General features: G+C 50.8%; 22 protein-coding genes. 17 read left to right on the plus strand and 5 right to left on the minus strand.

The window, feature by feature from the left end:
• Positions 1-85: 85 nt before the first annotated feature.
• Together IKQ95_09025 and IKQ95_09030 are read left to right on the plus strand one after the other, a co-directional pair.
• Entirely contained in the window at positions 86-790 is a 705-nt protein-coding gene (locus IKQ95_09025) for a DUF4405 domain-containing protein (GenBank protein MBR4196836.1), read from the plus strand.
• Between the two features lie 14 nt (positions 791-804).
• Positions 805-1092 carry a DUF4491 family protein gene (locus IKQ95_09030; protein ID MBR4196837.1) on the plus strand — a complete coding sequence of 96 codons (288 nt, stop codon included), beginning with the start codon at positions 805-807 and terminating at the stop codon, positions 1090-1092.
• A gap of 3 nt (positions 1093-1095) precedes the next feature.
• Here IKQ95_09030 and IKQ95_09035 read toward each other — a convergent pair whose 3' ends face one another.
• From IKQ95_09035 to rsmH, 3 genes are all read right to left on the minus strand, one after another.
• Positions 1096-2775, minus strand: a complete 1680-nt coding sequence (locus tag IKQ95_09035) for a penicillin-binding protein 2 (GenBank protein MBR4196838.1) — start codon at positions 2773-2775, stop codon at positions 1096-1098.
• The gene (locus IKQ95_09040) at positions 2775-3164 is read right to left on the minus strand and encodes a hypothetical protein (protein MBR4196839.1); all 390 of its coding nucleotides are present in this window, start codon (positions 3162-3164) and stop codon (positions 2775-2777) included. The genes IKQ95_09035 and IKQ95_09040 overlap by 1 nt, the downstream gene beginning before the upstream one ends.
• Positions 3165-3255: 91 nt before the next feature.
• Positions 3256-4134: a 16S rRNA (cytosine(1402)-N(4))-methyltransferase RsmH gene (gene rsmH / locus IKQ95_09045; protein MBR4196840.1), complete on the minus strand. Its 879-nt coding sequence runs from the start codon at positions 4132-4134 to the stop codon at positions 3256-3258.
• Positions 4135-4219: 85 nt separating this feature from the next.
• On the opposite strand from rsmH, the gene IKQ95_09050 reads away from it, so the two are divergent.
• From IKQ95_09050 to IKQ95_09120, 15 genes are all read left to right on the plus strand, one after another.
• A complete protein-coding gene (locus IKQ95_09050; protein ID MBR4196841.1) occupies positions 4220-4939 on the plus strand; it encodes a hypothetical protein in 720 nt (239 codons plus the stop codon).
• On the plus strand, positions 4929-6887 hold the full coding sequence (locus IKQ95_09055; protein ID MBR4196842.1) for a hypothetical protein: 1959 nt from the start codon (positions 4929-4931) through the stop codon (positions 6885-6887). Before IKQ95_09050 ends, IKQ95_09055 begins: the two co-directional genes overlap by 11 nt.
• The gene (locus tag IKQ95_09060) at positions 6884-8830 is read left to right on the plus strand and encodes a hypothetical protein (GenBank protein MBR4196843.1); all 1947 of its coding nucleotides are present in this window, start codon (positions 6884-6886) and stop codon (positions 8828-8830) included. The genes IKQ95_09055 and IKQ95_09060 overlap by 4 nt, the downstream gene beginning before the upstream one ends.
• Positions 8831-10243, plus strand: coding sequence for a pilus assembly protein PilM (pilM, locus tag IKQ95_09065; protein ID MBR4196844.1), 1413 nt, complete (start codon positions 8831-8833; stop codon positions 10241-10243). It begins immediately after the preceding gene.
• A complete protein-coding gene (locus tag IKQ95_09070) occupies positions 10233-10748 on the plus strand; it encodes a type II secretion system protein (protein MBR4196845.1) in 516 nt (171 codons plus the stop codon). The genes pilM and IKQ95_09070 overlap by 11 nt, the downstream gene beginning before the upstream one ends.
• Entirely contained in the window at positions 10745-11224 is a 480-nt protein-coding gene (locus tag IKQ95_09075; protein ID MBR4196846.1) for a type II secretion system protein, read from the plus strand. Before IKQ95_09070 ends, IKQ95_09075 begins: the two co-directional genes overlap by 4 nt.
• A gap of 60 nt (positions 11225-11284) precedes the next feature.
• Positions 11285-12388, plus strand: coding sequence for an endolytic transglycosylase MltG (gene mltG, locus IKQ95_09080; GenBank protein ID MBR4196847.1), 1104 nt, complete (start codon positions 11285-11287; stop codon positions 12386-12388).
• 15 nt (positions 12389-12403) lie between these two features.
• On the plus strand, positions 12404-14590 hold the full coding sequence (locus tag IKQ95_09085) for a DNA translocase FtsK (GenBank protein MBR4196848.1): 2187 nt from the start codon (positions 12404-12406) through the stop codon (positions 14588-14590).
• Between the two features lie 322 nt (positions 14591-14912).
• Positions 14913-16283, plus strand: a complete 1371-nt coding sequence (gene murC, locus IKQ95_09090; GenBank protein ID MBR4196849.1) for a UDP-N-acetylmuramate--L-alanine ligase — start codon at positions 14913-14915, stop codon at positions 16281-16283.
• Between the two features lie 103 nt (positions 16284-16386).
• Entirely contained in the window at positions 16387-17220 is an 834-nt protein-coding gene (gene murB, locus IKQ95_09095) for a UDP-N-acetylmuramate dehydrogenase (protein MBR4196850.1), read from the plus strand.
• Between the two features lie 60 nt (positions 17221-17280).
• Positions 17281-17994 carry a hypothetical protein gene (locus IKQ95_09100; GenBank protein ID MBR4196851.1) on the plus strand — a complete coding sequence of 238 codons (714 nt, stop codon included), beginning with the start codon at positions 17281-17283 and terminating at the stop codon, positions 17992-17994.
• A 50-nt stretch (positions 17995-18044) separates the two neighbouring features.
• Entirely contained in the window at positions 18045-19487 is a 1443-nt protein-coding gene (ftsA, locus tag IKQ95_09105; protein MBR4196852.1) for a cell division protein FtsA, read from the plus strand.
• A 66-nt stretch (positions 19488-19553) separates the two neighbouring features.
• Positions 19554-20846 carry a cell division protein FtsZ gene (ftsZ, locus tag IKQ95_09110; protein MBR4196853.1) on the plus strand — a complete coding sequence of 431 codons (1293 nt, stop codon included), beginning with the start codon at positions 19554-19556 and terminating at the stop codon, positions 20844-20846.
• A gap of 3 nt (positions 20847-20849) precedes the next feature.
• Positions 20850-21566 carry an SPOR domain-containing protein gene (locus IKQ95_09115; GenBank protein MBR4196854.1) on the plus strand — a complete coding sequence of 239 codons (717 nt, stop codon included), beginning with the start codon at positions 20850-20852 and terminating at the stop codon, positions 21564-21566.
• A 264-nt stretch (positions 21567-21830) separates the two neighbouring features.
• Complete coding sequence (locus IKQ95_09120; protein ID MBR4196855.1) at positions 21831-23105, plus strand: bifunctional folylpolyglutamate synthase/dihydrofolate synthase; 1275 nt, start codon at positions 21831-21833, stop codon at positions 23103-23105.
• 173 nt (positions 23106-23278) lie between these two features.
• On the opposite strand, the gene IKQ95_09125 is transcribed toward IKQ95_09120, so the two are convergent.
• Together IKQ95_09125 and IKQ95_09130 are read right to left on the minus strand one after the other, a co-directional pair.
• Positions 23279-23536, minus strand: coding sequence for a DUF2442 domain-containing protein (locus IKQ95_09125; GenBank protein ID MBR4196856.1), 258 nt, complete (start codon positions 23534-23536; stop codon positions 23279-23281).
• A 10-nt stretch (positions 23537-23546) separates the two neighbouring features.
• On the minus strand, positions 23547-23678 hold the full coding sequence (locus IKQ95_09130) for a DUF4160 domain-containing protein (GenBank protein MBR4196857.1): 132 nt from the start codon (positions 23676-23678) through the stop codon (positions 23547-23549).
• Positions 23679-23735: the final 57 nt, after the last annotated feature.

Raw genomic sequence — 23735 nt, forward strand, 5'->3', positions numbered from 1 at the left:
AATAAAACCTGCCCTTCAGCCTGAAATTTTCTGAGACAAAGTATAATTATATAATGCTGAATTTCCTTGCGGGGTGAAAAATAAAATGCTTCGGCCTCTTGTCGATATTATAATGACAGTGCTGCTTCTCCTTTCTATGTCCTATGAGCTTATCGGCCCGGTGATTTCTGAGATGCTCGCAAGAATTTCCCCGTTCACATTTGACGGCTACGAGTACGGCTCACTTGTCCACGAAATTTTAGGGATGAGCCTGATAATATTATTCTTCATTCATTTGTGGCTGAATCGCTGGTGGCTGAGGACTCTTTTCACAGGACGCTACAATTTCACGCGGGCGATTCTGACTCTGGTCAACATAATTCTGATTGCTGATGTGATTCTGATTACGTTTACGGGGCTAGTGATGTCGAGGATGTTCGACGGGCTTTCTTTTGCTGACGGCTTGATGTCATTCGCACGATCGGCGCATATATCCGCGTCATTCTTGGGATACGTCATAATGAGCTTTCATATCGGCTTGAACTGGCACATATTCAGCGCAATGATGTTCAGGAAGTGGAGACCGGGAAAAATTCTGCCTCACGTTTTTGCGGCGGCCTTTATGATTTACGGGGGGTATGCGTTTGTCCGGCGTAATATTTGGGCGTATATGACTCTGGAGTCATCGTTCGTGTATTTTGACTTTGACGAGCCGTTTATTTATTTCATTGCTGACTACATAGCGGTGATGGTATTGTTCGCGTGTGTCGGTCATTACATGGTGCTGTTTCTGAGGAAGTATAAGCTGTAAGGAGTGATGAAAAATTGAACTTGTCGGGAATAATTATAGGGGTCTTTGCGTTTTTTATCACGGGGATATTTCACCCTATTGTCGTGAAGTGCGAGTATTATTTTTCCGCAAAAATTTGGCCTCTTTTCCTAGTAACGGGAATCATCAGCGCGGTAATCTCTTTGTCAGTCGAAAGTGAAATAATCTCCGGGATATTCGGGATATTAAGTTTTGTGCTGCTGTGGTGCATTCGTGAGCTGAAAGAGCAGACCGAGCGCGTCAAAAAAGGCTGGTTCCCCCGCAACCCTAACCGCAAAAATTAGCGTCTAGGAGAAATATTCAAGCTCGGCCATTTCCTCAACAATAGACTTGAAGACGGGCGCGGCTAAATCTCCTCCGTAATACCTCCCGTTTGACGGCTCGCCGATGGCTATAAGCATGAGATATTTCGGCTCTTCATACGGCCAGAAGCCAATGAATGACGCGACATATTTCCCCGGAGCGTAACCGCCTTTCCCCGCAACCTGAGCCGTTCCCGTTTTCCCGGCGACATCCGTTATTGTTGTTGCGGCTCTTCTCCCGGTTCCCTCTGTGATAACGCGCCTCATTGCCTCGCGAATCCATGCGGCTGTCTCAGGTGTCATAACCTCGCGCATGACTTTAGGCTCTCCCTTGTAGACAGTCTCGCCCAGAGAATTAACCGCCTCTTTCACGATATAGGGACTCATGAGCTTTCCGCCGTTGACGACAGCGGCCATTGCCGTAACAAGCTGTAGCGGGGTAACCGCAAGTCCCTGCCCTATCGCGATATTCGCCGGGGTAATTCCGCGCCAGTTCTCCGGGTAAGGGAGGATGCCTTTTGCGACTCCGGGAAGCTCTATGTCAGCCTCGCGCCCGAATCCCATCGTCTGAAGCGTCTCGTATGTCTTGAGCCTATCAGAGCGGACTCCAATCTGAGCCATTCCGACATTGGACGACTTTATGAGAAGCTGTGCCGTGTCAACATTTCCGAGTGCGACTCTTGCGTCCGACTCTCTGATGTAGCCGTCAGCAATCCTTATCCTTGCCGGACAGAAGAACATCTCATCCTTCTTTACCCAGTCCCTTTCGAGGGCTATGGCCATGTACACGGGCTTGAAGGTTGAGCCAGGCTCATATGTCCTGCTTACAGCGGCGTTTGAGAGCGACTCTATCGTGAGGCTTCTGCGGTTTGACGGGTCAAATGTCGGGTAGCTTGCCATTGACAGAATTTCGCCGGTGTTGGGATTCATGCAGAGGGCAACGGCCCATTTTGCTTTTTCGCGCTCGGCTGTCCTGAAGAGATGTTTTTCCACAACGTATTGAATCCGGCTGTCAAGAGTGAGTGTTACTACGGGCGTTACGGCGCGTTTTTCCGGCTCATGCTCCATGAGGGAAGCGGCCTGACTGTTCTGACGGCGGACTACGATTTTCTGACCGGGGGGGCTGTAAAGCGTGTTGTCCCATTCCTGCTCGATTCCTGCCTGCCCTTTGTTGTCGTTGTCGCAGAAGCCGAGAACGTGAGCCATCAAATTTTGATTGGTGTACTTCCTGTAAGGCTCCTCATCTTTGCGGATAGCGCGTACTTTCTTCATCAGCTCAAAATATTTTGCGGCTTCATCTTCCGGGACTTTTCGCTTCAGGAGCATATAGCGGTTTCCCGTACCCATCAATGACACGATTCTTTCTGTGATGTCTGGGGAGACTACCTGCGCGATTTCGGCGAGGTCATCAGATGTAACCATAGAGGGATCCACGGCGAATGTGGGAAGAGTTTCGGAGATTACGAGCGCGTTGCCCTTAACGTCCTGAATGATTCCGCGTGTCGAACGAAGCGGGACTCTCCGCCAGTACTGCCGCTGAGACTGAGAGACTACACGCGAATCCGGCCAGCAGTGGCGCGCCGCAAGCGAACAGCCTATGACCGCGAAAAATATCACGAACAGTATCCATGGATTGCCCGCGCTCCCCTGGCGTTTAGGGGACATTATTCAGCCGTCTGCCTTCCCAAAAGCCACGCAAGACTCGAACGCCAGCCCTCAAGCCCGGATGATGAGTCGTCCTTCTTCCCTGAAAGATTCCCTGTCTTGAGCCTGACCGGGAGGGTCTCAGCTTTGATTACCTTCTGCATTCCGAGACTTTCCTTGCAGTATGAGTATATGCGGATCGGGGCAACAAGCGCGGAAAGTTCCTGCCTCAATATAACTTCTTCATCTGAATATTTCTGTATGGACTGATTGACTGACTCAAGGTAGTATGCAAGTCTCGCGGCGTGGAATCTGAGTATGCCCAGACCTATTACAAGGCTTATCACTACTCCGAGACCAAGCACAAAACCTAATGTTATCCGCAGCCTGCCGGCACTGTCTTTGCGCACTCTCCTTCGCCCCCGTTTTCCTTTCTGTGAAAATTTTATGTGTGTGAAATTTTATTAGTGAAAGAATAATATCACAAGTTGCGAAAAATACCTAGTTAAGAGTCAGTGAAAACGCCCTTAACTTTGCGCTCCTTGCCTTGTAGTTATTCTCAATTTCTTTCGCTGAGGGCAAAACGGGATGGCGAGTCAATATTTTTCCCCGGCCATCATTCTGCCATTTCCTGAAAGCGTGTTTAATCAGCCTGTCTTCAAGTGAGTGATACGAGACGAATATCACAAGCGCGGAATTGTTCACTTCAGGAATTGACGCAAGGAGGGATTCAAGCTCTTCTGTCTCACGGTTGACATAAATTCTCAGAGCCTGAAATATTCTGCGGGCGGGGTGAGTTCCCATTTTCCTTTGGACGGGCTGAGGGAGAGTCTCACGAATCAGCGCAACGAGTCCGGCGGTTGTCGTTATGGGAGTCCTTGTGCGTTTGACGGCTGAGGCGATGACTCCCGCGTAACGTTCCTCGCCGTAAACCCGGAAGATTTCCGCCAGAGTCTTAGCGTCCGAGTCCCTGAGAACGTCTGCGGCTGTCGGCGAATCGTCATCAGGATTCATACGCATGTCCAAAGGGCCGTCATTGTTGAACGAGAACCCCCGCCCGGAGTCTGTCAGCTGCATGTTCGACACTCCCAAGTCAAACACGAGAACGTCAAAATCCTTCAGGCCGTCCAACTCTGAGAGGCTGCCGAAATTTTTGCACATGGCCGAGAATCTTTCACCGTAAACTGCGAGACGTTCGCGGGAAAATTTCACGGCTTCCGGGTCGCGGTCAACGCCTAAAATTTTTGCTGACGGGAATTTTTCCAGCAGGAATTGAGAGTAACCGCCGAGTCCTAATGTGCCGTCAAGGATTCGTGAATGCGGATGTGATTCGATGAGCGATGTTACTTCAGAGAGCATTACGGGTATATGTACGGGCAATGTATTTTCACCTTTTTGTGAATATGATAACACTGCGCTAAAATTAGAGCATTCCATAAAAAATTCAAGGGGTGATGATTCTGCCATGCCGGAAAAAAACACTGCCGATTTGATTCAGTCTGTGTTGGAGAAAAACAAGGGCTTCATGACGGTGAAGAGGCTTGCGGATTCAATCGGGGCTGAAGGGCGTTACGCGCTGGGAATCAAGAAGGGCGACAGCGGCAAGATCATACAGCGGAAAATAGAGCAGTCAGAGCCGGGCAGGTTCATGTTCCGCGCCAAAGGGAACAGGATATATATTCTTGAGCCTTCCGAGCCGTCAGAGTTAGTGCTGGGACTCCTGTCAGAGAAAAAAGCGTTTGACACAAAGATTATAGGGAGCCTGCCCTACACAAGCGCAGAGTTTTACGCGGTCGTGAATGAGCTTGTCGACGATGGGAGAGTCATAATAAAGGTCAGCGGGAGCTTCACGCCGAAAATTTACCGGGCCGGGGAAATCGTGAGGGTTGCAATTTCTGAGAATAATACGGAGTCCGAAAGTGCCGGGGAATATACGCCTGAGAAATTCCGGGAGGCTTTCGACTCTCTCGACAGGGGAAGAATTTTCGTCAGGATATGCGACCTGCGAAGACGGCTAGGATGGCCGCGTGAAGTTTTCGACAATATGCTGAAAGATTTGCGCGACAGGGAAGTGATACAGCTTCATACGGGTGATGCATCACTGATGACTCCTGATGAGGTTGCTGACTGCTTCATTGACGAAAACAATTTCAGGAAAGGCTCGGTAACGTGGCATGTCAGATAGCATACTTCAGAGGCTGCGCGAAAATAACCCGTTCTCATCTCCCGCGTCCCCGCTCCCGTGGAACAACATGAATCCAGACTTGCAGAATCTCAACCGCGAGACTTCAGACGAAATAGAACAGCTTATCAGGCAGAAAAGACTCAACCCCGCTGTGCCTCTTGGAGGTCTTGTGCTTGGCGAGGCCGGATCCGGGAAAACTCACATGCTTACACGGATTTTGCGTAAACTCCGGGGAAATTCACAGCTTGCGGTTTTTGTGGCTGTGAGGGCATTCACTGACCCCGAAAGCGTAACGCAGCACCTTCTGTCGGAAATCTTCAACAGCTTGAGGCTCATACACAGCGGAGGACGCTCGCAGTTCGACATGATAGCCGATGAGTTTATGAATGCTTACACCGAACGCAGGCGCAGTGATGGATTCGACAGCATCGAGAATTTAGACATACGCCCATACATCAAGAAAGATATTCCCAACATAGGCAGAAATTTTCTGAAGTGCCTTCTGCTTTACATGTCGGCAAATGATGAGGGGACAAAGGCGGATATTCTTGACTGGCTATGCTCCGGGCTTGATGATGAGGATTCTTTGAGGCTCGGACTTCCTCCAAGAAACCCGGATATGATGAGCAACGCAAAATTAGAGCAGGACGCGGAAAATATACTAATCTCGCTTGGACTCGTATTGAGCTATGCAAAAGTCCCGATGATTATATGCTTTGATCAGTTGGACGGGATAAAGGACAAAGAAGAGCCGAGAAAATTAATATCAGCATGGGGAAATATAATAAGCCTGCTGATGAATGACCTTGCCGGGATTCTGCCGTTATGTTTCATGAAGGCTCAGACGTGGAACGATGTATTTCTCCCCGTTCTTGATGAGGCTGTCGTTCAGCGCATAAAGAACAACACAATGACAATGCGCGAATGCTCGGTGAAGCAGGCTCGGCAGTTAATACATGACAGAATATCGGCAACATTCAGCGAAAATACAGAAGAAATATACAGCTGGCTTGTCTCGAAATTAACACTGACACCGGGACTTTCTCCGCGGGATGTCATACAGCTTGCGAACAATGCTATAACAAGTTCCGGCAATGCTGAAGATGAACCCGGAGAAATCACAAAAAGCATCATGGCCGTATTCAATGATGAGTACAAAAAAGTTCAGTCAGTCCCGGTAGCATGGCCGCCGAACGCCGAACATCTCACGCTCGCGCTTGAGTTATGGCTCTCATCCCTCGACGGCTTCACGGTCTCAAAGTCAGCGGGAAAATACATCAGGCTCACGGGCATTCACGGCAGCAGGAAATTTGCGTTTGTCATCGTGATACCCAAGGCGCATTTCACAGCCTCGGCAGGTTTGAACGAGGGCTTGAAGTTCATGAAGGAATACCCCGGAAGTTTCTGCTGTTACGTGTTAGAGGAGAAGTCCCACAAGCCGACATGGAAGAAGTTTGCCGAGAAGCTGAAAGAGTTTGAGAACGCCGGGGGATTCGTTGCCCGTCTCGGAAAAGACTCCCGCGTCAAGTGGTACGCTTTGACCGCCCTAATCAACCGTGTGGACAACGGCGATGTGAACATCTACACTTCCTCACGGTCAAGAACAGCAAGCCGCGCTGACATTCTCCCGTTCGTCAGGACTCTAAAGCTCATAGACTCTAACGCCCTGAAATTTTTCCCGGCCTCTGTAACATATTCGCCTCCGTCAGCAAAAACAGAGCCTCAGATATATTTTGACGACAAACTTTCAGCCGACACACTCAGGAGCATAATATCAGCCTCGCCCGTGAAGCTCCTGACAGCGGACAAGGCCGCCGCCCTCCTCACACAGCGCGGAATAAGCCTGAGCCGGAACGATGTTATAGCGTTCGTGAGGAAGAACCCGGAAAGTTTCAGAACATACACCTCAAAATCCGGCGACATCCTCATAACGTCAGCCGAAAAATGATTACCGCTAAACCCTGCTATATCACAGTCAGCAACGCGGCTTTGTGCCAGAGATGCCCGGCACTTTTGGCCTACAGGATTCACCGCGGCGAGCGGGACGCATGGAAAGTAGGCATAAAGGGGAGCGGGCATTACTACGGTACATTGTTCCACAAAAATATTGCTGAAGTGTTCTTTGAGGCGGGTGCGAATCCGGCAAGCGTCCTTCACGGGAAATTAGCGCACACTCTCACAGGAGGCCGGGAGGAAATAGAGTCCCTCATTCGCGGAAATATATTCATGCCGTTTCTTGACGCTCATTCGGAGGAATGCACATCGGGGCAGATTATGGCATTGTCGCGTGGAGTCTCCGTGCTGTCGCGGGCATTGTCGGAATTTTTCGCGCTGATTCCCTCGCTCAGGAAAAATCCTGAAGAAGTCATGCGGACGGTGTTTATTCCCCCGGAGCAGAAATTGACGGCGTATTATGACTGTCCTGAAGGAAGGCTGATTGTTTCGGGAAGGTATGACGCTCTTCTCTTCAACCCTGACCGCGGGGACGCTAGGCTGTTCGAGTTCAAGGGGTATACTAAGAGCGATGTTACTGTGCCATTGTCGCAGAGCCTGATTTACTCGTGGCTTCTGTGGAGGCGGACGGGTATTGTTCCTTCTGTCGAGATAATATATCTTGATGACGTGGACAGAGAGCCGGAAATGTTTTCGTCCGCGGCTGTAGGAGATATGATTTCGGCAGGGATTCCGGGGTTGTTCCGGGCGGCGTTCGGTGTAATATCGCTCAAGAGGCTACCCGAAATTGTGAGGGACAAGAATTTATGTGTGCAGTGTCCTTTCAGGGGCAATTGCGCTGATGACTGGAGGAATCTCATGATGAGAAAGAGAAAGGCTGCCTCACTGGTGAATGTGATGGTGTTCATGATGTTCGCGGTGATGCTTATATCGCAGGTGTTTTTCTTTGCGAAATGGTCGGCGGACTCTGTCGCTGAGGGGCGCGAGCTTATGATGTACAGGCTTCACCTTGACTCGCTGGTTGAGAAGGCAAAGACGGATCTGAAAGTAACAGGTGAGGGGGAAATTTGGCATGATCCCATATTGAGCATTTCGGAAAGCACAAGCACTACAGACAGCTCATCGGAAAGCGAGAGTACTTCAGGAAGCACAAGCACATCAGGGAGCACAACGACTTACAAAGAGACAGCGACAACAAATCAATGTATAAACGCAATCAATAAAACGATAAGGGAATTAGGATTATACTGGTTATGGGAGGAGCTTTCTCCGACAAAAAAAGGACTTAACAGAGCTAAGGATAAACTTAGCAGGATGAGTGGCAATGTATCTCGTGAAGAACTAAAGGAAATAATCAAGGAGAGTATTCGATTTTCCTGGATAGACTTGGTAATTGGCAAAGATTATACCCTCACTAGGGTTCTTAATTCAGTTTTCACGGAGCTTAACATGCAGCCGCTTACTGAGCAAGAAGAAAAAGATGTTGATGGAGATGAAGACCCCGTAGCCCTCCCTGACAATGAGCTAAGTTTTTCACAGTTCTATGAGGGCAAAAAACTGACTCAAGGTTCAAGAGCAGGAGATACAATTTCCGCAAAAGCATTACGAATGTCAAGTGATGGGACTAGAACGACTTACAATGCTGGCCTCAGTGAGCCATACAACTTGATGATTTACGACCTGAATTATAGGTTTACCAGCGACGGCTTCAATCGCAGTGATTGGATAAATGATTACGGCAACACCAGCGCGGACAAGAAAGTTTTTGCGGCCATGCCATCGGATTCAGACGGCGAATATTTCCTGATAAGGGCAACAAGGGTAAAGCTCCCGGAGAATTATCATGGCAGAAAGCTCATGTATCAGGTACTCGTGAGACGGGACATAAGCGATCACAGCAAGCTAGAAACATTATCATTTCAGGAGGTGTGGTTCTAAATGTCGTTCGGGGCAGGAAAGAAAATCATACAGAAAACTTCCGCAGGGCTTGCGATTCACAATGACTTTGTTCATTTTGTCGAGCTTGACGAAAACGGCGAAATCACCCGCAAAGCCTCCGCCGCTCTCCCGGAAGGCTGTGTAGTTCACGGCCAGATAAAAGACTTCGACGGACTCGGCGAAACCTTCAAGGCTCTCGTCAAGAAGACCGGAAAAATCCGCCAGCCCGTAACAATCGGCCTCCCTTCAGGCGACACAGTGATACGCCGCCCGCTTAGTTTCCCACGAATGAGCATTGAGGACATTCGCAGCACAATCGATCTCAATTTCGAGGAATATTTCACGACAAGAGCCGACACAATTTTTGACGCTGTAATCATCAGGACACCTTCAGACACAGGCGACAAGGATACAATTTCAGTCCTGGCCGCGACAACAAAAAAATCACTTGTCGACAAAATATTAGACCTCCTGAAGAAAGCCGACATTCCCGCCGGAGCTGTTGAGCCTCTGAATTTCGCAATGCTGAGATATTTCCCCGAAATCAAAGAAGGACTCTCAATCATTGCAAGCCCGCACAACATCATAGCGACATGGGACGGCTGCGGGATATTCTTCCGTGTCGTGAACAACCTCAACAACTTTCAGGACGTACTCAACACAATGCAGTTCCTCAGCACACAGTACAGGCAGGCGCAAGTCAGCAAAATAATCCTCGCCCACGTCAATTTTCAGCTCAGTACCGACTCAAGGATGGAAATCATCAACAATAATGATCCGTTCTTCTCCGCCATCGGGCTGGCCATGAGGGAAGACTCCGAAAGCGGACTCGACCTCCGCCCCGCCGAGTATGTCGAGCTTGAGCGCAGGAGATATTCATTCAACCCGAACAGGCTCGCACTATGGGGACTCCTAGCTGGCTTCCTCATGATGTCGCTGGGTACTATATCTTACGCCTTCATGACTATGAACTCACTGACGGAAAAAATAGACAGCCTGCGCGGGAATCTCGGCAGCCTTACAGCACAGCGGCAGAGGCTCGAACGCGAAAATTCACAGCTTGAGGCGCAGAGAAAGCAGACCGAGAAAATATTAGACTTCCTCAAAGGTGATATACCAGTCCTCGAAATACTCAACGCCCTAGAAGTGAATATACCTGACGGAGTGAAGTATGATAATGCTGATTTCGTGCTTGGGCCTCTTGGAGGGGTCAATGTCGTTGTTGACGGAAAAGCACGGAGCGACAAGGAGATTATAGCGATGACAGAAGGACTCAAGGAGAGCGGATTATTTGACAGCGTAATGCTCCCGGTGTCGCAGAAAGATCAGCTTCAGCGCAAAGTCTTCAAAGTAGTGCTGAGGGTCAAAGACATTCTTGTCATGAAAACGGAGGAAACATCACATGGGAAATAAACGCAGGGGCTTCACGCTTTTCGAGTTTCTTGTGTCTATGGCAGTGATGGCCTTGATCGGGGGAGTCTCGGTCATGAGAATCGGCACAGCAACGCAGAAGCCAAAGCACGAGGCGGAGAAAATAGCGGCGTATTTCGTGAGGCTCACGGAGAAAGCCGACCGCACAAAAGCAGACTTCACAGCAGAAATTTCCGGGAACAATATCGCAGTAAAATGGAACGGAAATACAGAAGTCAGCGAAAAATTAGCACTTGACTCGAAATTAGCGCACACTGCTCATTTCAACGAAAAAAACATCAGCGATACCAGCGTTAATGCATGGACATACAAAGGGGGGAGCGATGTGAAAATTATGGCGACGGACAGCCTTTCAGGGTCATACAGCACAGTCAACGGAAGAATTGATTATGATTATGGCAAGAACGGCCACATGTATTTGGCTGTAACATCTGGAGCTTCCTCACCGCATTACGTTGTCATAACGTCAGCGGACATAGCGCAATGACAAAGCGCGGGGCGTTCACTGTAATTGAGCTGTTTATTGGGATTGCGGTTATGGGTATGATCTCGTCTGTCGCTCTGATGTCCGTGAACATGGCAAAGCAGACGGCAAAGCGCGAGGCAGAAAGAGTCGCAGCATATATTTACAGGGTCATTCAGTCGGCGGACAGGCGCGGGCAGGACTTCACTCTTGACATGGACTTTCAGGATAAAAAAGGAGGCGGCAGGGAGTACTACATAACAATAACATGGCGCAAAAATGAAAAGAATCCTGACAGCTCATTCAAAGCTAGTGCAGGCTACAAATACTCCGATAACTTCAAGGGAAATGAGTACGATGAATTAATTTACATCGCAAAAAACAGGCAGTTCAAAACCGGAGGGAGAATAAAAATTCAAGATGCTGACGGCAATACGTGCTATGTAATAATAGGGTCAACAGAAGGAAGAATAAGAATCTCAGACACTTCGCCCGACTGAATATAACGCGGGGCATTTCCTGTATAATAGGCGCAAAAACAAACAGGAAGTGTCCCAGCTTTGCAGAGAAAATCTCACTCATCATCCCAGCGGCAAAGAACAAAGAAACGAGGCCGGAGATTTCTTTTCTCAGGCATATTATTTTTCCTGCTGACGTTCATTCTTTCAGCGGCAGGATATTCGGCGTACCGTCTCAGAGTCCCCGAATCATTCTGGGAATACATGATACCCATCCCGGAAGGCGAGACCGTAAATGTAGTAATCGAACAGGGAATGACAGCGGCGCAGGCGGCGAGGGCTTTCGAGATTTACGGGGCATTAGAGGGAAGACCGTCCGACTTGGCGAAATGGATGGTGAAATTTGGACTCGACAGAAAAATCCGGGCGGGTCATTACAGCGTAGTGCCGTCTGACCCGTGGAACCTTGCCCGGCAGTTACGCACGCTGAAGCCGGCTCTGCTGAAGGCGCAAATTCTCCCCGGCCTCGACATTTTCGCGCTGATTGACTCTCTTGAGAGCCAGGACAGGAAGGTTACACGCGAGGCAGTCTCAGACGCATTAATGAACAAGAAAAATTATCCCCCGGAGCTTTTCGGGATTCTTTCGGCCTTGCCTGAAGACGAGTATACCCGCGCCGCTTTCCTCATGCCCGAAACGTATATGCTTGTCGACAGGACAGCCGACGAGATTGTGAGCCGGGCATCTTCAGCCTGGTGGAATCACTGGGGCGACTTCATTACGGAGCATAATTTGACATCGTACGATGTTCAGGAGGCTTCTATTGTCGCGTCAATGGTTGAGCGTGAAGTCCTGCATGACTCAGAGGCGCGCACAGTCTCAGGAGTCATCCACAACAGAATGAGGAAGAATATGTTATTGCAGATTGACGCAACTGTAGTGTACGCATGGCGGCTAAAGGGCCGTAAGCTGACCCGTGTACTGAATAAAGATTTGGAGGTTGACTCGCCGTACAACACGTACAAATATTACGGTCTTCCCCCTCGGCCTATATGCGTTCCGGGTATTGAGGCATGGGGCGCGGCACTTGACCCGGAATTTAACGACTATTTATATTACGTGGCGGGGCGGGACGGCTATCATTATTTCGCAAAGACATACCGCGAGCATGTCAGGAACATAAAGCAAGTGCGTTCAGGAAAATAGAAAGGGGATAAGACTTTGAGCAGGAGACGCGGCAATGATGAGAACGCTAAAGGGAGCTGGGCGGAAATGCTGCTTTTCGGGCTTGTCATTGCCTGTATATATTGCATCATGGCACTTTTTGACAGCTCATTGACGGGCGAAGGGGGAAAAGTTTTAGGCGGTTACCTGCGCGGCTTCTGGGGCGGTGCGGTGATTGTCCTGTTACTTTTTGCGCTTTATGTGAGTGTAGCAAAGCTCTTGAAGTTACGCATACCGAGACTCAGACGGCAGTTTTTCGGGACTGTCATGCTGTACCTGTCGTTTACGTTTTTGCTTGGCGTTCTGAAAGAGTCGGGATGGAAATCGGAAGCTATACTCTTCACGCCGGGCAATCTCGGCTCAAGCCTGGCGAAATTTTTTGTGCTTAACGCAGGGACATTCATAACGCTGTTACTTGTGGGAGGGTCATTTTTCCTGTCGGCAGTCTTTTTCGGGTCAAAACTTCTGAAAATACGCCTGCCTAAGTTCCCGCGCATAAAAATAAAATTCCGTCCCAAGAAACACCGCAGGCCGGAGCGCGAAATTCAACCCGAAAATATCCCGGAGGAGTCATTCAGACCCGACAGCATTCCCGAACCCGTATTGAGGCGTGATTACCCGGAGGACTTCAGCAACATTCCCGCGGGGCCGATCGAGTTTGAGCTACCCAGGCTGAAACCTGACCCGAATACGCCCCCTCCCCCGCCGGAAATTGATTTATTGCCCGAAAATGTCATGACTAACGCTGTGGAAGTCATCGACTCCGCTCTGGCACTCATCGACTCAGGGGAACTCAAAGCCCCCGAACAGAAACGGACTCCCTCAGCACCCCGCGTGAAGAAGCTCCGCAGGCCATTAACGCCCGTAACATTCCCGGAGAATGTCCCGGAGCAGGACGAATCCACGAAACCGTCAGCACAAATGCCGATATTCAGCCCGGAAAACTCTTTCAGGCCGGACAACATTCCCGCACCGACTCTGAAACAGCCGGAAACAGTTTCGCCGACAAATTCCCGCGAGGCTCCCGCGTTCCCGCCCCCGCCGGAAATTTTCGGCCCGCGCATAAAGCCAGAGCCTGACCGCGAAATTCTCAGGCATTCCGAGAAACAAGCCAAGGTGATAACGTCAACCCTAAAAACTTTCAGCGTAAATGCCTCAGTCGCACACATAGTAACCGGGGCAACGTTCATACAGTATCAGCTAGAGCTTTCACCGGGGACAAAGGTCAGCCGCCTTCCCGGACTCGCAGGGGATCTCGCCATGTCGCTGGCTGTAATGTCCGTCAGAATTGAAGCTCCCATACCCGGCACCCGATATGTAGGGATTGAAGTCCCGCGTGAAGACCGCAAAATTATCGCCCTCCGCAACATCATAGAGAGCAGCGAATACCGAACATCACCCGCAAGGCTTCCCATTCCGCTGGGTGTTTCTGTTGACGGTAAAATCTCGGTCAAAGGACTTGAGGACATGCCGCACATCCTCATAGCAGGCAACACAAATTCAGGCCGCAGCATGTTCGTACATTCGTGCATAATGAGCCTATGCGCCCGCAGAACCCCGGAAGAACTGCGGCTGATACTGATTGACCCGCGCCACGTTGAGTTCGCTGTGTATGACGGACTCCCGCACCTTGTCGCGCCCCCTGTGTATGAGCCTGACCCGGCAATGAAGGCACTTATGTGGGCATATGATGAGATGGAGAAACGCACGGCGGCTTTTGCCTCGTCCCGCGTTCGGAATCTTGCGGCGTTCAACCGTAAGCAGAAAGACAATCCGCTTCCCGAAATCGTGATAGTGATTAATGAGATGTCAGATCTTGTTTACGGTGTCGGGACAGAAATCGAGGGCGTAATTATGAGGCTCGCGCAAAAATCCGGGGCAGCAGGAATATATATGATGCTGGCGGCTCAGAGGCCGTCCCCTGACGTATTCACGACTATGATAAAGTCCAACATTCCCGCAAGGGCTGCCTTCACGCTTTCATCTGAGGCCGACTCGAAAAACATCATCGGGAGCAATGACGCTCTCAGGCTCACGGGCAAAGGTGATATGCTCTTCAGGAACGCCGGAAGCCAGTACCCCGAAAGGTATCAGGCTCCGTATGTCAGCGAGGAAAAAATATCAGGCTTCACGGAGTACATGTTCTCAAGTTTGGAGCCGCCCGACATGATTAAGTTCCGCTGATGTAGAGTCGCCCTTTCTCCCCCTCCGGCCATCTCCCCTGTTGTAGGGTTATCGACCCCACCCTGCCCTCCCCTTACGCAGGGGAGGCGACCCCACCGTCCTTCGGACACCTCCCCTTAGCAGGGGAGGCAAGGACACGGGCGAGTCCCTCGTCCCCCCTGCCAAGGGGGGATTTAGGGGGGGGGGGGGGGGGGGTTTTTCGCGGAGGGATACAGGGGGGTAATCCTGCCAAGGGGGATACGGTGAGGGGGATTTTTTCTGCGTGTTACAATACAGCTTTCAGAGATTAATATCACGATTTAGGAGGGAAAATTATTCCTTCATGTTGCAGAATATTCACCGCGTTCACCTCATGGGCATAGGCGGGGCAGGTATGAGCGCGCTTGCTGTTCTCCTAAAGGCGCGGGGCTTGGACGTTTCCGGGTGCGACCTTCAATCACCGCATTACGATTTAGGCTCAATTCCATGCGAATTATCACACTCACCGAATCACATAGACACCTTCAGCCCTGACGCATTAATCCTCAGCTCCGCAATATCACGCGGCAATCCTGAAGTTACATCAGCAGTCAGCAGGGGAATCCCGATACTTTCACGCGCACAGGCGTTAAGCTATTTGTTCAACCGCTCAGACGGAATCGGCATAGCAGGCGCACACGGAAAGACTACAACAACATCAATGACAGGTCTAATTTTCCTCAAAGCCGGGAAAAATCCTACCGTCTACGTTGGCGCAAACGTCCCCGACATAGGCACGAACGCTGTATCAGGTTCAGGCCCTCAATTTGTCGCCGAGCTTGACGAGTCTGACGGGACATTTGAGCTTTTCACGCCCGACATCGCAGTCATCACTAATGCGGACTGGGATCACGTTGACCATTACCCGACACGCATGGACGTAATCAGGGCTTTCACGCGCTTTTCTGACGGAAGGAAGGAAGGCGGGACTCTGATTTTGTGCGCCGAGGATGACGGAGCGAATCACGTTTTCGACATGTGCGACAAATCACGCGGGGAAATCCTGCGCTACGGTTTCGGAAATTCGTGGGACTGGGGAGCGTACGACATCACAAAGAATCACGGCGGGGGAATCTCTTGCAGGGTCTCCCATCATGGCCGGGAGCTTGGGATTCTGACTCTTCCTGTTTCGGGTGAACATAACGTGCTGAATGCGCTTGCGGCGATTTCAGCGGCTGACTTGCACGGGATTGATTTCGGCAAAAGTGCGGAGATTCTGCGGGGCTTTCACGGCTCTGAACGCCGAATGCAGGTCAAAGGCACGACATCGGGAAATATTCTCGTCATGGATGATTACGCCCATCACCCGTCTGAGATTCGCGCCACGCTTGAGGCTGTCAGGGGGATATATCCTGAGCGGCGAATCGTTGTCGTATATCAGCCTCACAGGTTCACGCGCACGGCAATGTTTGCAGGCGACATTGCAGAGGCTCTCAGCATTGCGGGAAAATCATATGTATTGCCGGTGTATTCAGCCGGGGAAAAAGAATGCCCGCACAGCTCATCAGAGGAAGTTATACGGCTCGGCAACGGGAAAATTCAGCCCGCAAAATTTGAGGATATATGCGAGATTCTGAGGGGCGAGCTTTCTCCGGGGGACTTGCTTCTGACTATGGGAGCCGGGGATGTATATCATATCGGTGAAAAATTTTTGAATGAGAATCAAAATGTTTAGGGTATAATTACCAGAAAATTAACCCAAGTTTATTGAATGCGTGATGCCGTTGAATAATTTTTATCCGCGCTTGCCTGACACGATAATAAAGGAAAATTGCCCGTTGTCCCATCTCACAACATTAGGCACAGGAGGGACGGCGGAATTTTTTGCACAGCCTGAGACAGTCTCACAGCTTCAGGAAATAATCAGGTCTGCGAAAAATATCCCTGTCTACATAATCGGCGGAGGCAGCAATATTCTTATCCCTGACGGAAAAATTCCCGGCCTCGTAATCTCATCACGGAAACTTGACGCAGTATCATGGCGCGATGACTTCACCGCCGAAATCGGAGCGGGACTCTCCCTTCCCGGCCTCGTGAAAACTCTCCGTGAACGCAATATCGGAGGACTCGAATTTGCCGCCGGAGTCCCAGGCACATTAGGCGGGGCGGTTTCGGGCAACGCAGGCGCGGGCGGTCATGGCGTATGTGAGCATGTCGACACCGTGAACGCTGTAGACTCGTCCGGGAATCTCGCGGCCTTCAGCAGGGGGGATTTCAGTTACGGCTACAGGCACTGCGATATACGCGGAGTCATAATAGTGTCGGCGGTCATGTCGTGGGACGGGTCTGCGTGGAATGAGGAAGAGTATTCAGCATTCATTGACAGGAGGAAGAGTCAGCCCCTCAAATTCAGGTCAGCGGGCTGCACGTTCAAGAACCCGGAAGGACATTCAGCCGGGAAATTACTGGACGAATGCGGCTGCAAGGGACTCAGATTCGGGGGGGCTGTAGTGTCGGACATTCACGCAAATTTCATCATCAACGCCGGGAACGCGACAAGCCATGACGTTTGGGAGCTTGCGGAAATGTGCGCGGACAGAGTTTTTGATTGCACGGGAATAAAGTTAGAGCCGGAAATAAAAGCCTTGTCCCCGTGTTTCAGTCTCAAGTGAATTGCTTTGCGCCTCTCGTCGTCAAAACTGTTCCTGCTTTCGCTCATTGCCGGGGGAATCATGTACATTCGTGATTATAAGTACTGGTTCACGCTGAAGGATTACAGGGTAGAAACTCAGTCGCAGGTTCTTGAGCGGCGATTGTGGGACGTTTTCCCGAAAAGGTGCCTGACATTTTGGCCGTACATGCTGAAGGACGCTGACGGGGTGAAAGAATTTCTTGAGCGCGATATGCCCGTAACAGTTGAGACTCACATGGAGGGACTCGGAAGTTTCACGACAAAAATAGACTGGCTCGAAGCGTGGATAAAAGTTGACTGGCGCGGGAAGATATGGTGCATTTCGCGTGATGGGCGGATGTGGCTGTACCAGCGCGGGAGGCAGATTGACGACAACGCCGGGCGGCTTGTGTGGAAGATTCCTGACGCGGGGAACTCCGGGGAGGCTTTCACGGCTGAGGCTCCTATGACGGGCGTGTTCAGGTCTCCGATTGACACCGGGGTGATTGCCTCGTTCCTTGAGGATTTCCGGGGGTGCCGATGGTTTGAGGCCGCAGACGATATTACGTGGGAACGCCGTGCGGGGATGGATTTATTTTTCCTGAAACTTTCACACGCCGGGCAGAAGTTTGAGCTTTATTTGCAGAGGGGGAAATACCGCAATCAGGATTTGGGCGCGGAAATTGATGACTTGTTTGCGAGGCTGATTAATGAGGGCGGTAATCATATAATTGACGCTACATATGAGGGTAAAATTGTGCTGCGCAAGTTATAATTCAATCTCAATTTCAATTTATTGATACTAAAGAAGGGAACGTATAAGAAATGCCGGGAAAATCAGATAACCTCCTTGTGGGGTTGAGTATGGGTACTACGAAAATCACTATGATAGTGGCGGAGAGGGATCGCCGTTTCCCTGACTCTTTGCACGTTGTAGGATTCGGGAGTGCCCCTTCGCGTGGAATCTCAAAGGGAATAATCGTAAGCCTTCAGGATGCCCGGCAGTCTGTAGAGAAGGCCTTTAAGGACGCACAGAGCATAACAGGAATTTCCGCCAAACGACTGAGCAATGTTGTAGTAGCTTTCAACGCAATGGACGTTCAGAGCGAATCGACTCATGGAATGGTAACGCTTGGAGGGCGCGAGTCGAAATCAGTCGAGGAAGGCGACCTTAACCGCGTAATCGACCGGGCAAGGGCTAATTCCGTTCTTGCGACTTCAGCCCGTAACAACATGTATTCCCTTCACATGATTCCCACGAGCTACGAGCTTGACGGACGGCCAATCGATGAGCCTCTCAACATGAACGGCTCACAGCTAGACATATGGATGCAGACCGTAGCAGTGCCGATGACATACGCGCAGAATGTCGTGAACTGCGTCCAAACTGTCGGGCTTGATGTGAAAGGACTCGTGCTGAAGCCGCTTGCCTCGTCATTAGGGGCGGTGTATGAGGAAGAAATGCGCGCCGGGTGTATATCCATCTGCATAGGCGGAGGGACAACGGGAATCGTTCTTTACCGAAACGGGCGGGCTTTCCGCGTCATGAGCATACCTATCGGGGGCGAGCATATACGCAACGACCTCGTTCAGGTTCTCCACATTTCGCCGGGAGAGGCCGAACACCTCAAGAAAAGAATGTTTGCGGCTGACGCTGACGACGAGGAAATGAGCGGGTACGGCATTGATTTGGATTACGCCTACCAGATAATATTAGCGCGGATTGAGGAGCTTTTCGGGAAATATATCCGCGAGGCTCTCGCCGAATGCACTCCGCAGCATTTTCCCAACGGCATAATACTTTCAGGCGGGGTAAGCATGACTCTGGGAATCGAGGACATGCTTCAGGACATACTGATGATGCCCGTACGAAAGGCCATCGAACCCGTTTACACAATGCCCCCCGGACTCAATAACGCCTCATACGTAAGCGCGGCGGGAATCCTGAAGTATCAGGTCATGACCGAGCGGGATCCGTATATGTTCATGGAGTCAGATCAGACACTGCCGGGGCTGTCGGAGCGTTCAGAACAGAGAAGCAGGCAGGAGCAGAAACGCGCCGAACGCAGGACACGCGACACCGGGAATTTTGACGGTGATTATGATGATGACCAGTACAGCGGGCAGGATTATTACGGCGGACAGCAGTATGACATCGGATATGATGAGACTGATGACGGGGGAGATGATGAGCCGGAAGAGTCAAAGCGCGAGAATTTCGGACAGCTTATGAGGACATTGGCGGACAGGTTCAAAAAGTTGTTCTAATCTTCTTGCCATGCCGTGAAAAAAAAAATAAAATACACTCACAGCCGAAGGAGGAATATGCGCTAAATGAATGATAACTTGTTCAAGCTCACCAACAACAACATCCGCCAGAATGAAAAAATCGTAGTGTTCGGCGTTGGCGGCGGGGGAGGGAATGCCCTCAATCACATAATAGAGTCAAACGTTCAGGGCGTTGACTTTGTAGCCGCTAATACAGACGCTCGCGCCCTCGACATGAATCAGGCTCCCAACAAAATTATACTGGGCGAGACCCTCACACGCGGACTCGGAGCCGGGGCCAATCCCAAAATCGGAGCTGACGCGGCAAAGGAAAGCATTGACCGAATCAAAGAATATATCACCGGTGCTGATATGCTTTTTGTTACGGCGGGCATGGGAGGCGGAACAGGCACAGGAGCCGCACCCGTCATAGCTGAGGCCGCCAGGGATATGGGAGTGCTTGTTGTCGGTGTCGTAACAAAGCCTTTCGGATTCGAGATGGGCAGGAGAATGCGTACCGCTGAAGAGGGAATCGAACACCTCAAGAAAAATGTTGACGCGCTCCTCATAGTCGAGAATGACAAACTGCTTCAGATGGAAAACGGCCTCAAAATGAAAATTGTTGACGCATACAAGAAGGTTGATGAAGTTTTGCGCCAGGCCGTTCAGGGTGTAACAGACCTCATCACTAAATCGGGCTTTGTGAATCTTGACTTTGCCGACATTAAAGCCATCCTCACAGGGGCAGGCACCGCCATAATGGGAATGGGAGAGGGTGAAGGCGAAGACCGCGCCAAGAAAGCCGCACAGAACGCAATAGACTCCCCGCTAATGACAATGCCCGTAACAGGTGCTACAGGAATATTGCTGAACGTTACGACAGGCACGGAGATTACTCTTCAGGAAATGACAGACGCGGCGCACATCATCGAGGAGAAAGCAGACCCGGACGCGCAGGTCATCTGGGGACACGTCTTTGATGACTCACTCGGCGAAAGGGTACACGTAACACTCATTGCGACATTCCCGGAAGAAGCGCAGGGACAGCCCGCAAGAAGCGTACGCATTGCCGGAAGGAATGACAGAGTACAGCAGGTGCCGCCTCAGCAGCCCGTAACAGGTCAGAACGTTCCCATGCCGCAGCCCCCCGCACAGCAGCAGCCCCCGGTGATTCAGACACCGCAGACACCGAGAAGGACTCTTTACACTCTGTACGAACAGAAACGCAAGGCACAGCAGGAAGGCTTAGAGGAAGCGAGATTATCACAGCCCAATCCCAACGAGCGCGACGCTTTTATGGGAATGCCGAGAAAGATTTACGATCAGCCGTCAATTTACAGAAAGAATCGGAAGGATTAAGACATGTCAAGAAGAACAACAAACAGAAGAGGCATAAAGAAACGCGGATTAATTCCGTCATTCGGCGATATAGTACTGCCCATCGTGGGAATCGCTGCGGTAGGACTCCTTTTTCTCGCGGGCAAGCAGTTTTTTGCCAGCGGAATGAAGTCGTCCCCGTCAATCACATCAACACGGGCATATACAGACTCTCCGGCAGTCATGGCCGAACGTGAAGAGTCCCTCCCTGAAGCCGCAAAAACCCCGGAACCGTCATCAACAGTCGCAAAAGAAACCCCGAAGCCCTCAGAGACAGTAACAGCCCAGGACAAAGCCGCGAGGGATAACACGATTCTTGCAGTCGCGGAAAACTCAGAGGCTCCCCGTATCGCAGACGTTAAGCCCGCTGTATCACGCCCGGCGAAATCATCCGAGACCGTCAGAGCCTCAGACCCCGTGAAACCATCAAAGCCCGCGAAAGTCAACATGACGAACCTTCCGCCCGAAAAGCAGTGGCGCGTTCAGGTCGGCGCGTACCCGTCAAAGGCTCAGGCCGAAAGAGTCGCAAAGAAAATAAAACTTGCAGGCTACAAGGCAAGGACATACCAGAACCCCGAATCCAAGCATGTCAAAGTCTGGGTTGAGGCAGGAGAAAACAGCTATCAGGCCGGGTTAATGATTGAGGCGATGAAAAAACTCGGCTTCAAGTCAAGTTTCTCGTTCCCGCCGATGAAGCAATAGCTTTCAGAATACGACAGGGGCAGGGATTTCGCCTGCTCTTTTTTTATGGCAATCCCTCCGTAACCCCTCCGGCTTTCGGTCATCTCTCTTTACGCAGGGTTGTCGACCCCTCCGGCCTTCGGCCACCTCCCCTTGCGCAGGGGAGGCAAAAACACGGGCGAGTCCCTCGTCCCCCCTGTCAAGGGGGAAAACAGGGGGGTGATTTTCGCGGGGGGAAAAAGGAGGGGAATGAAGGGGAAATTTATGAGCAGGAGATTACACATCATGAAAAGTTTTGACGATCTCGAAAAATTATTGTACCAGCATTCCGACAACAGAATCATTCCCGGCCTCGAAAGAATTTCACGCCTACTTTCACGCATGGACAATCCGCAAGACTCCTTCAGGTCAGTCCACATTGTCGGCACAAACGGCAAAGGCTCAACAGGCGCGTTTATCTCGTCAGTCCTAAGCGCGTCAGGCTATAAGACGGGATTCTATTCGAGTCCTCATCTTTCGAGTCCCGGCGAAAGATTCATGATTGACGGTCAAGAACTGCCCGCAGATTCGTGGATTGAGGCCGTAAATTTCGCTGTGAGTCATATTTTGCCCGATGAAGATTTGCCGTCATACTTCGAGCTTCTTACGGCGGGGGCGTTTGAGCTTGCGAGGGAGTCAGGAATCGAGGCCGGAGTCGTTGAGGCGGGACTCGGCGGAAAACTCGACGCGACTAACACAATGAATAATACAGCCTGCACGGTGATTGCGTCAGTCTCAGTTGACCACACCGAATATTTAGGGCCGACTCTTGAGGGAATCGCCGGGGAAAAATTCGCGGTCGTCCGGGAAAATGTACCCGCTGTGTTTTCGGGAGTCGATGAGTCATTAGCTGATATGTTTACGGATACTTGCCGGGAGAAAGGAGCATTGCCCTTCATCGTAAGCAGGCAGGCCAGAGTCGAAAATGTCAGAGTTACGGCAGAGGGAAATACTTTCGACTTTCACGCGCCAAAATTGGAGCTGAGGAATTTACGCACGGGGCTAATCGGCGGCTATCAGGTGAAAAACGCGGCTCTTGCGCTGTCGGCAATATCATTCCTGCGGGACTCATTCCCGAAAATCACGGAGGACTCAATACGTGCGGGAATGCTCAAAGCCAAATGGCCGGGGCGGCTCGAAATCGTCAGCAGGAATCCTCTAATCATTCTTGACGGGGGGCATAATCTCGACGGCGTGAAGAATTTGTGTCGGGCTGTCCGGGAATTATGGCCTGAGAGACATTTTGCGGTAGTTTACGCGGCCATGAGGGACAAAAATTATGCCGGATGTCTTGAAGTGATTTGTGAGGAATTGAGGCCGGATTTGTACCTGTCGTGCGTTCCGGGAATGGCGAGGTCTGCGAGTCCTGAAGAGTTAGCGCGGGCGGCGGGTGAAAATATTGCGGGGACTTTCGCGAGTCCTTCTGAGGCCATAAGGAAAGCCATTGATGACGGTCAAGAGTCAATCCTAGTATGCGGGAGTCTCTATCTCATCGGAAAAGTGAGAAATGAAATCAGCTGAGACAGCCAGCAGACATTATGATGTGCTTTCTTCACTGCCTTACATGAAGGAATACAGGCACAAAATCTTTCAGCGCAAAAAGGAAACAGGCAGCTTCTTTCACTAAGTCGGCCTAACACAAAAAATGCCCCCCGGAATTTTCCTCCGAGGGCATAAATTTTTCCCCGCGCCTGTCATCCGTCAATTACCGTGCTGTTCATGTACAGGGTATCGGGGCTTATGTCCATGTCTCCCGGCCATATAACAGCACCGTATTCAGCCCTCGCAAGCATGAATACTTTTGCGAGATTCCTGTACATCGGCAGCTTCAGCAGGGATTCCGCGTTATAGAGCCTGCGCTCGCCGTTCCTGAACGTTACCACAAGGCTGTAATCCGGGCGGGCTTCAACTGATGAGACTCTCGGCAGCATTTCTTCTTCTCCGTGAATCATAACGGCCTCCCTAACGCAAAGGATCAATGAAGACAGCCTCATACTCCGCGTAATAGGCGTGGAAATGCGGCATTTTGTGCCTGTCGTTATCCTTCCAGAACATGCGGATTATTATTCCGAAGAACAAGCTGATTGTCGGCATGTCAGAAATTACCCCCCGTAAAATATTTTTGCCGCAATTATAATAATTTCCCGCAAA

Source organism: Synergistaceae bacterium, from assembly GCA_017540085.1.
In the GTDB taxonomy this organism is placed as follows: Bacteria; Synergistota; Synergistia; order Synergistales; family Aminobacteriaceae; genus JAFUXM01.

Bases quoted from the DNA above. Each gene is read 5' to 3' on its own strand.
- IKQ95_09025 (MBR4196836.1), top strand. From the start codon at position 86: ATGCTTCGGCCTCTTGTCGATATTATAATGACAGTGCTGCTTCTCCTT.
- IKQ95_09035 (MBR4196838.1), bottom strand. From the start codon at position 2,775: ATGTCCCCTAAACGCCAGGGGAGCGCGGGCAATCCATGGATACTGTTC.
- IKQ95_09050 (MBR4196841.1), top strand. From the start codon at position 4,220: ATGCCGGAAAAAAACACTGCCGATTTGATTCAGTCTGTGTTGGAGAAA.
- IKQ95_09055 (MBR4196842.1), top strand. From the start codon at position 4,929: ATGTCAGATAGCATACTTCAGAGGCTGCGCGAAAATAACCCGTTCTCA.
- IKQ95_09060 (MBR4196843.1), top strand. From the start codon at position 6,884: ATGATTACCGCTAAACCCTGCTATATCACAGTCAGCAACGCGGCTTTG.
- pilM (MBR4196844.1), top strand. From the start codon at position 8,831: ATGTCGTTCGGGGCAGGAAAGAAAATCATACAGAAAACTTCCGCAGGG.
- IKQ95_09070 (MBR4196845.1), top strand. From the start codon at position 10,233: ATGGGAAATAAACGCAGGGGCTTCACGCTTTTCGAGTTTCTTGTGTCT.
- IKQ95_09075 (MBR4196846.1), top strand. From the start codon at position 10,745: ATGACAAAGCGCGGGGCGTTCACTGTAATTGAGCTGTTTATTGGGATT.
- murC (MBR4196849.1), top strand. From the start codon at position 14,913: ATGTTGCAGAATATTCACCGCGTTCACCTCATGGGCATAGGCGGGGCA.
- IKQ95_09100 (MBR4196851.1), top strand. From the start codon at position 17,281: ATGTACATTCGTGATTATAAGTACTGGTTCACGCTGAAGGATTACAGG.
- ftsA (MBR4196852.1), top strand. From the start codon at position 18,045: ATGCCGGGAAAATCAGATAACCTCCTTGTGGGGTTGAGTATGGGTACT.
- ftsZ (MBR4196853.1), top strand. From the start codon at position 19,554: ATGAATGATAACTTGTTCAAGCTCACCAACAACAACATCCGCCAGAAT.
- IKQ95_09115 (MBR4196854.1), top strand. From the start codon at position 20,850: ATGTCAAGAAGAACAACAAACAGAAGAGGCATAAAGAAACGCGGATTA.
- IKQ95_09120 (MBR4196855.1), top strand. From the start codon at position 21,831: ATGAAAAGTTTTGACGATCTCGAAAAATTATTGTACCAGCATTCCGAC.
- IKQ95_09125 (MBR4196856.1), bottom strand. From the start codon at position 23,536: ATGATTCACGGAGAAGAAGAAATGCTGCCGAGAGTCTCATCAGTTGAA.
- IKQ95_09130 (MBR4196857.1), bottom strand. From the start codon at position 23,678: ATGCCGACAATCAGCTTGTTCTTCGGAATAATAATCCGCATGTTCTGG.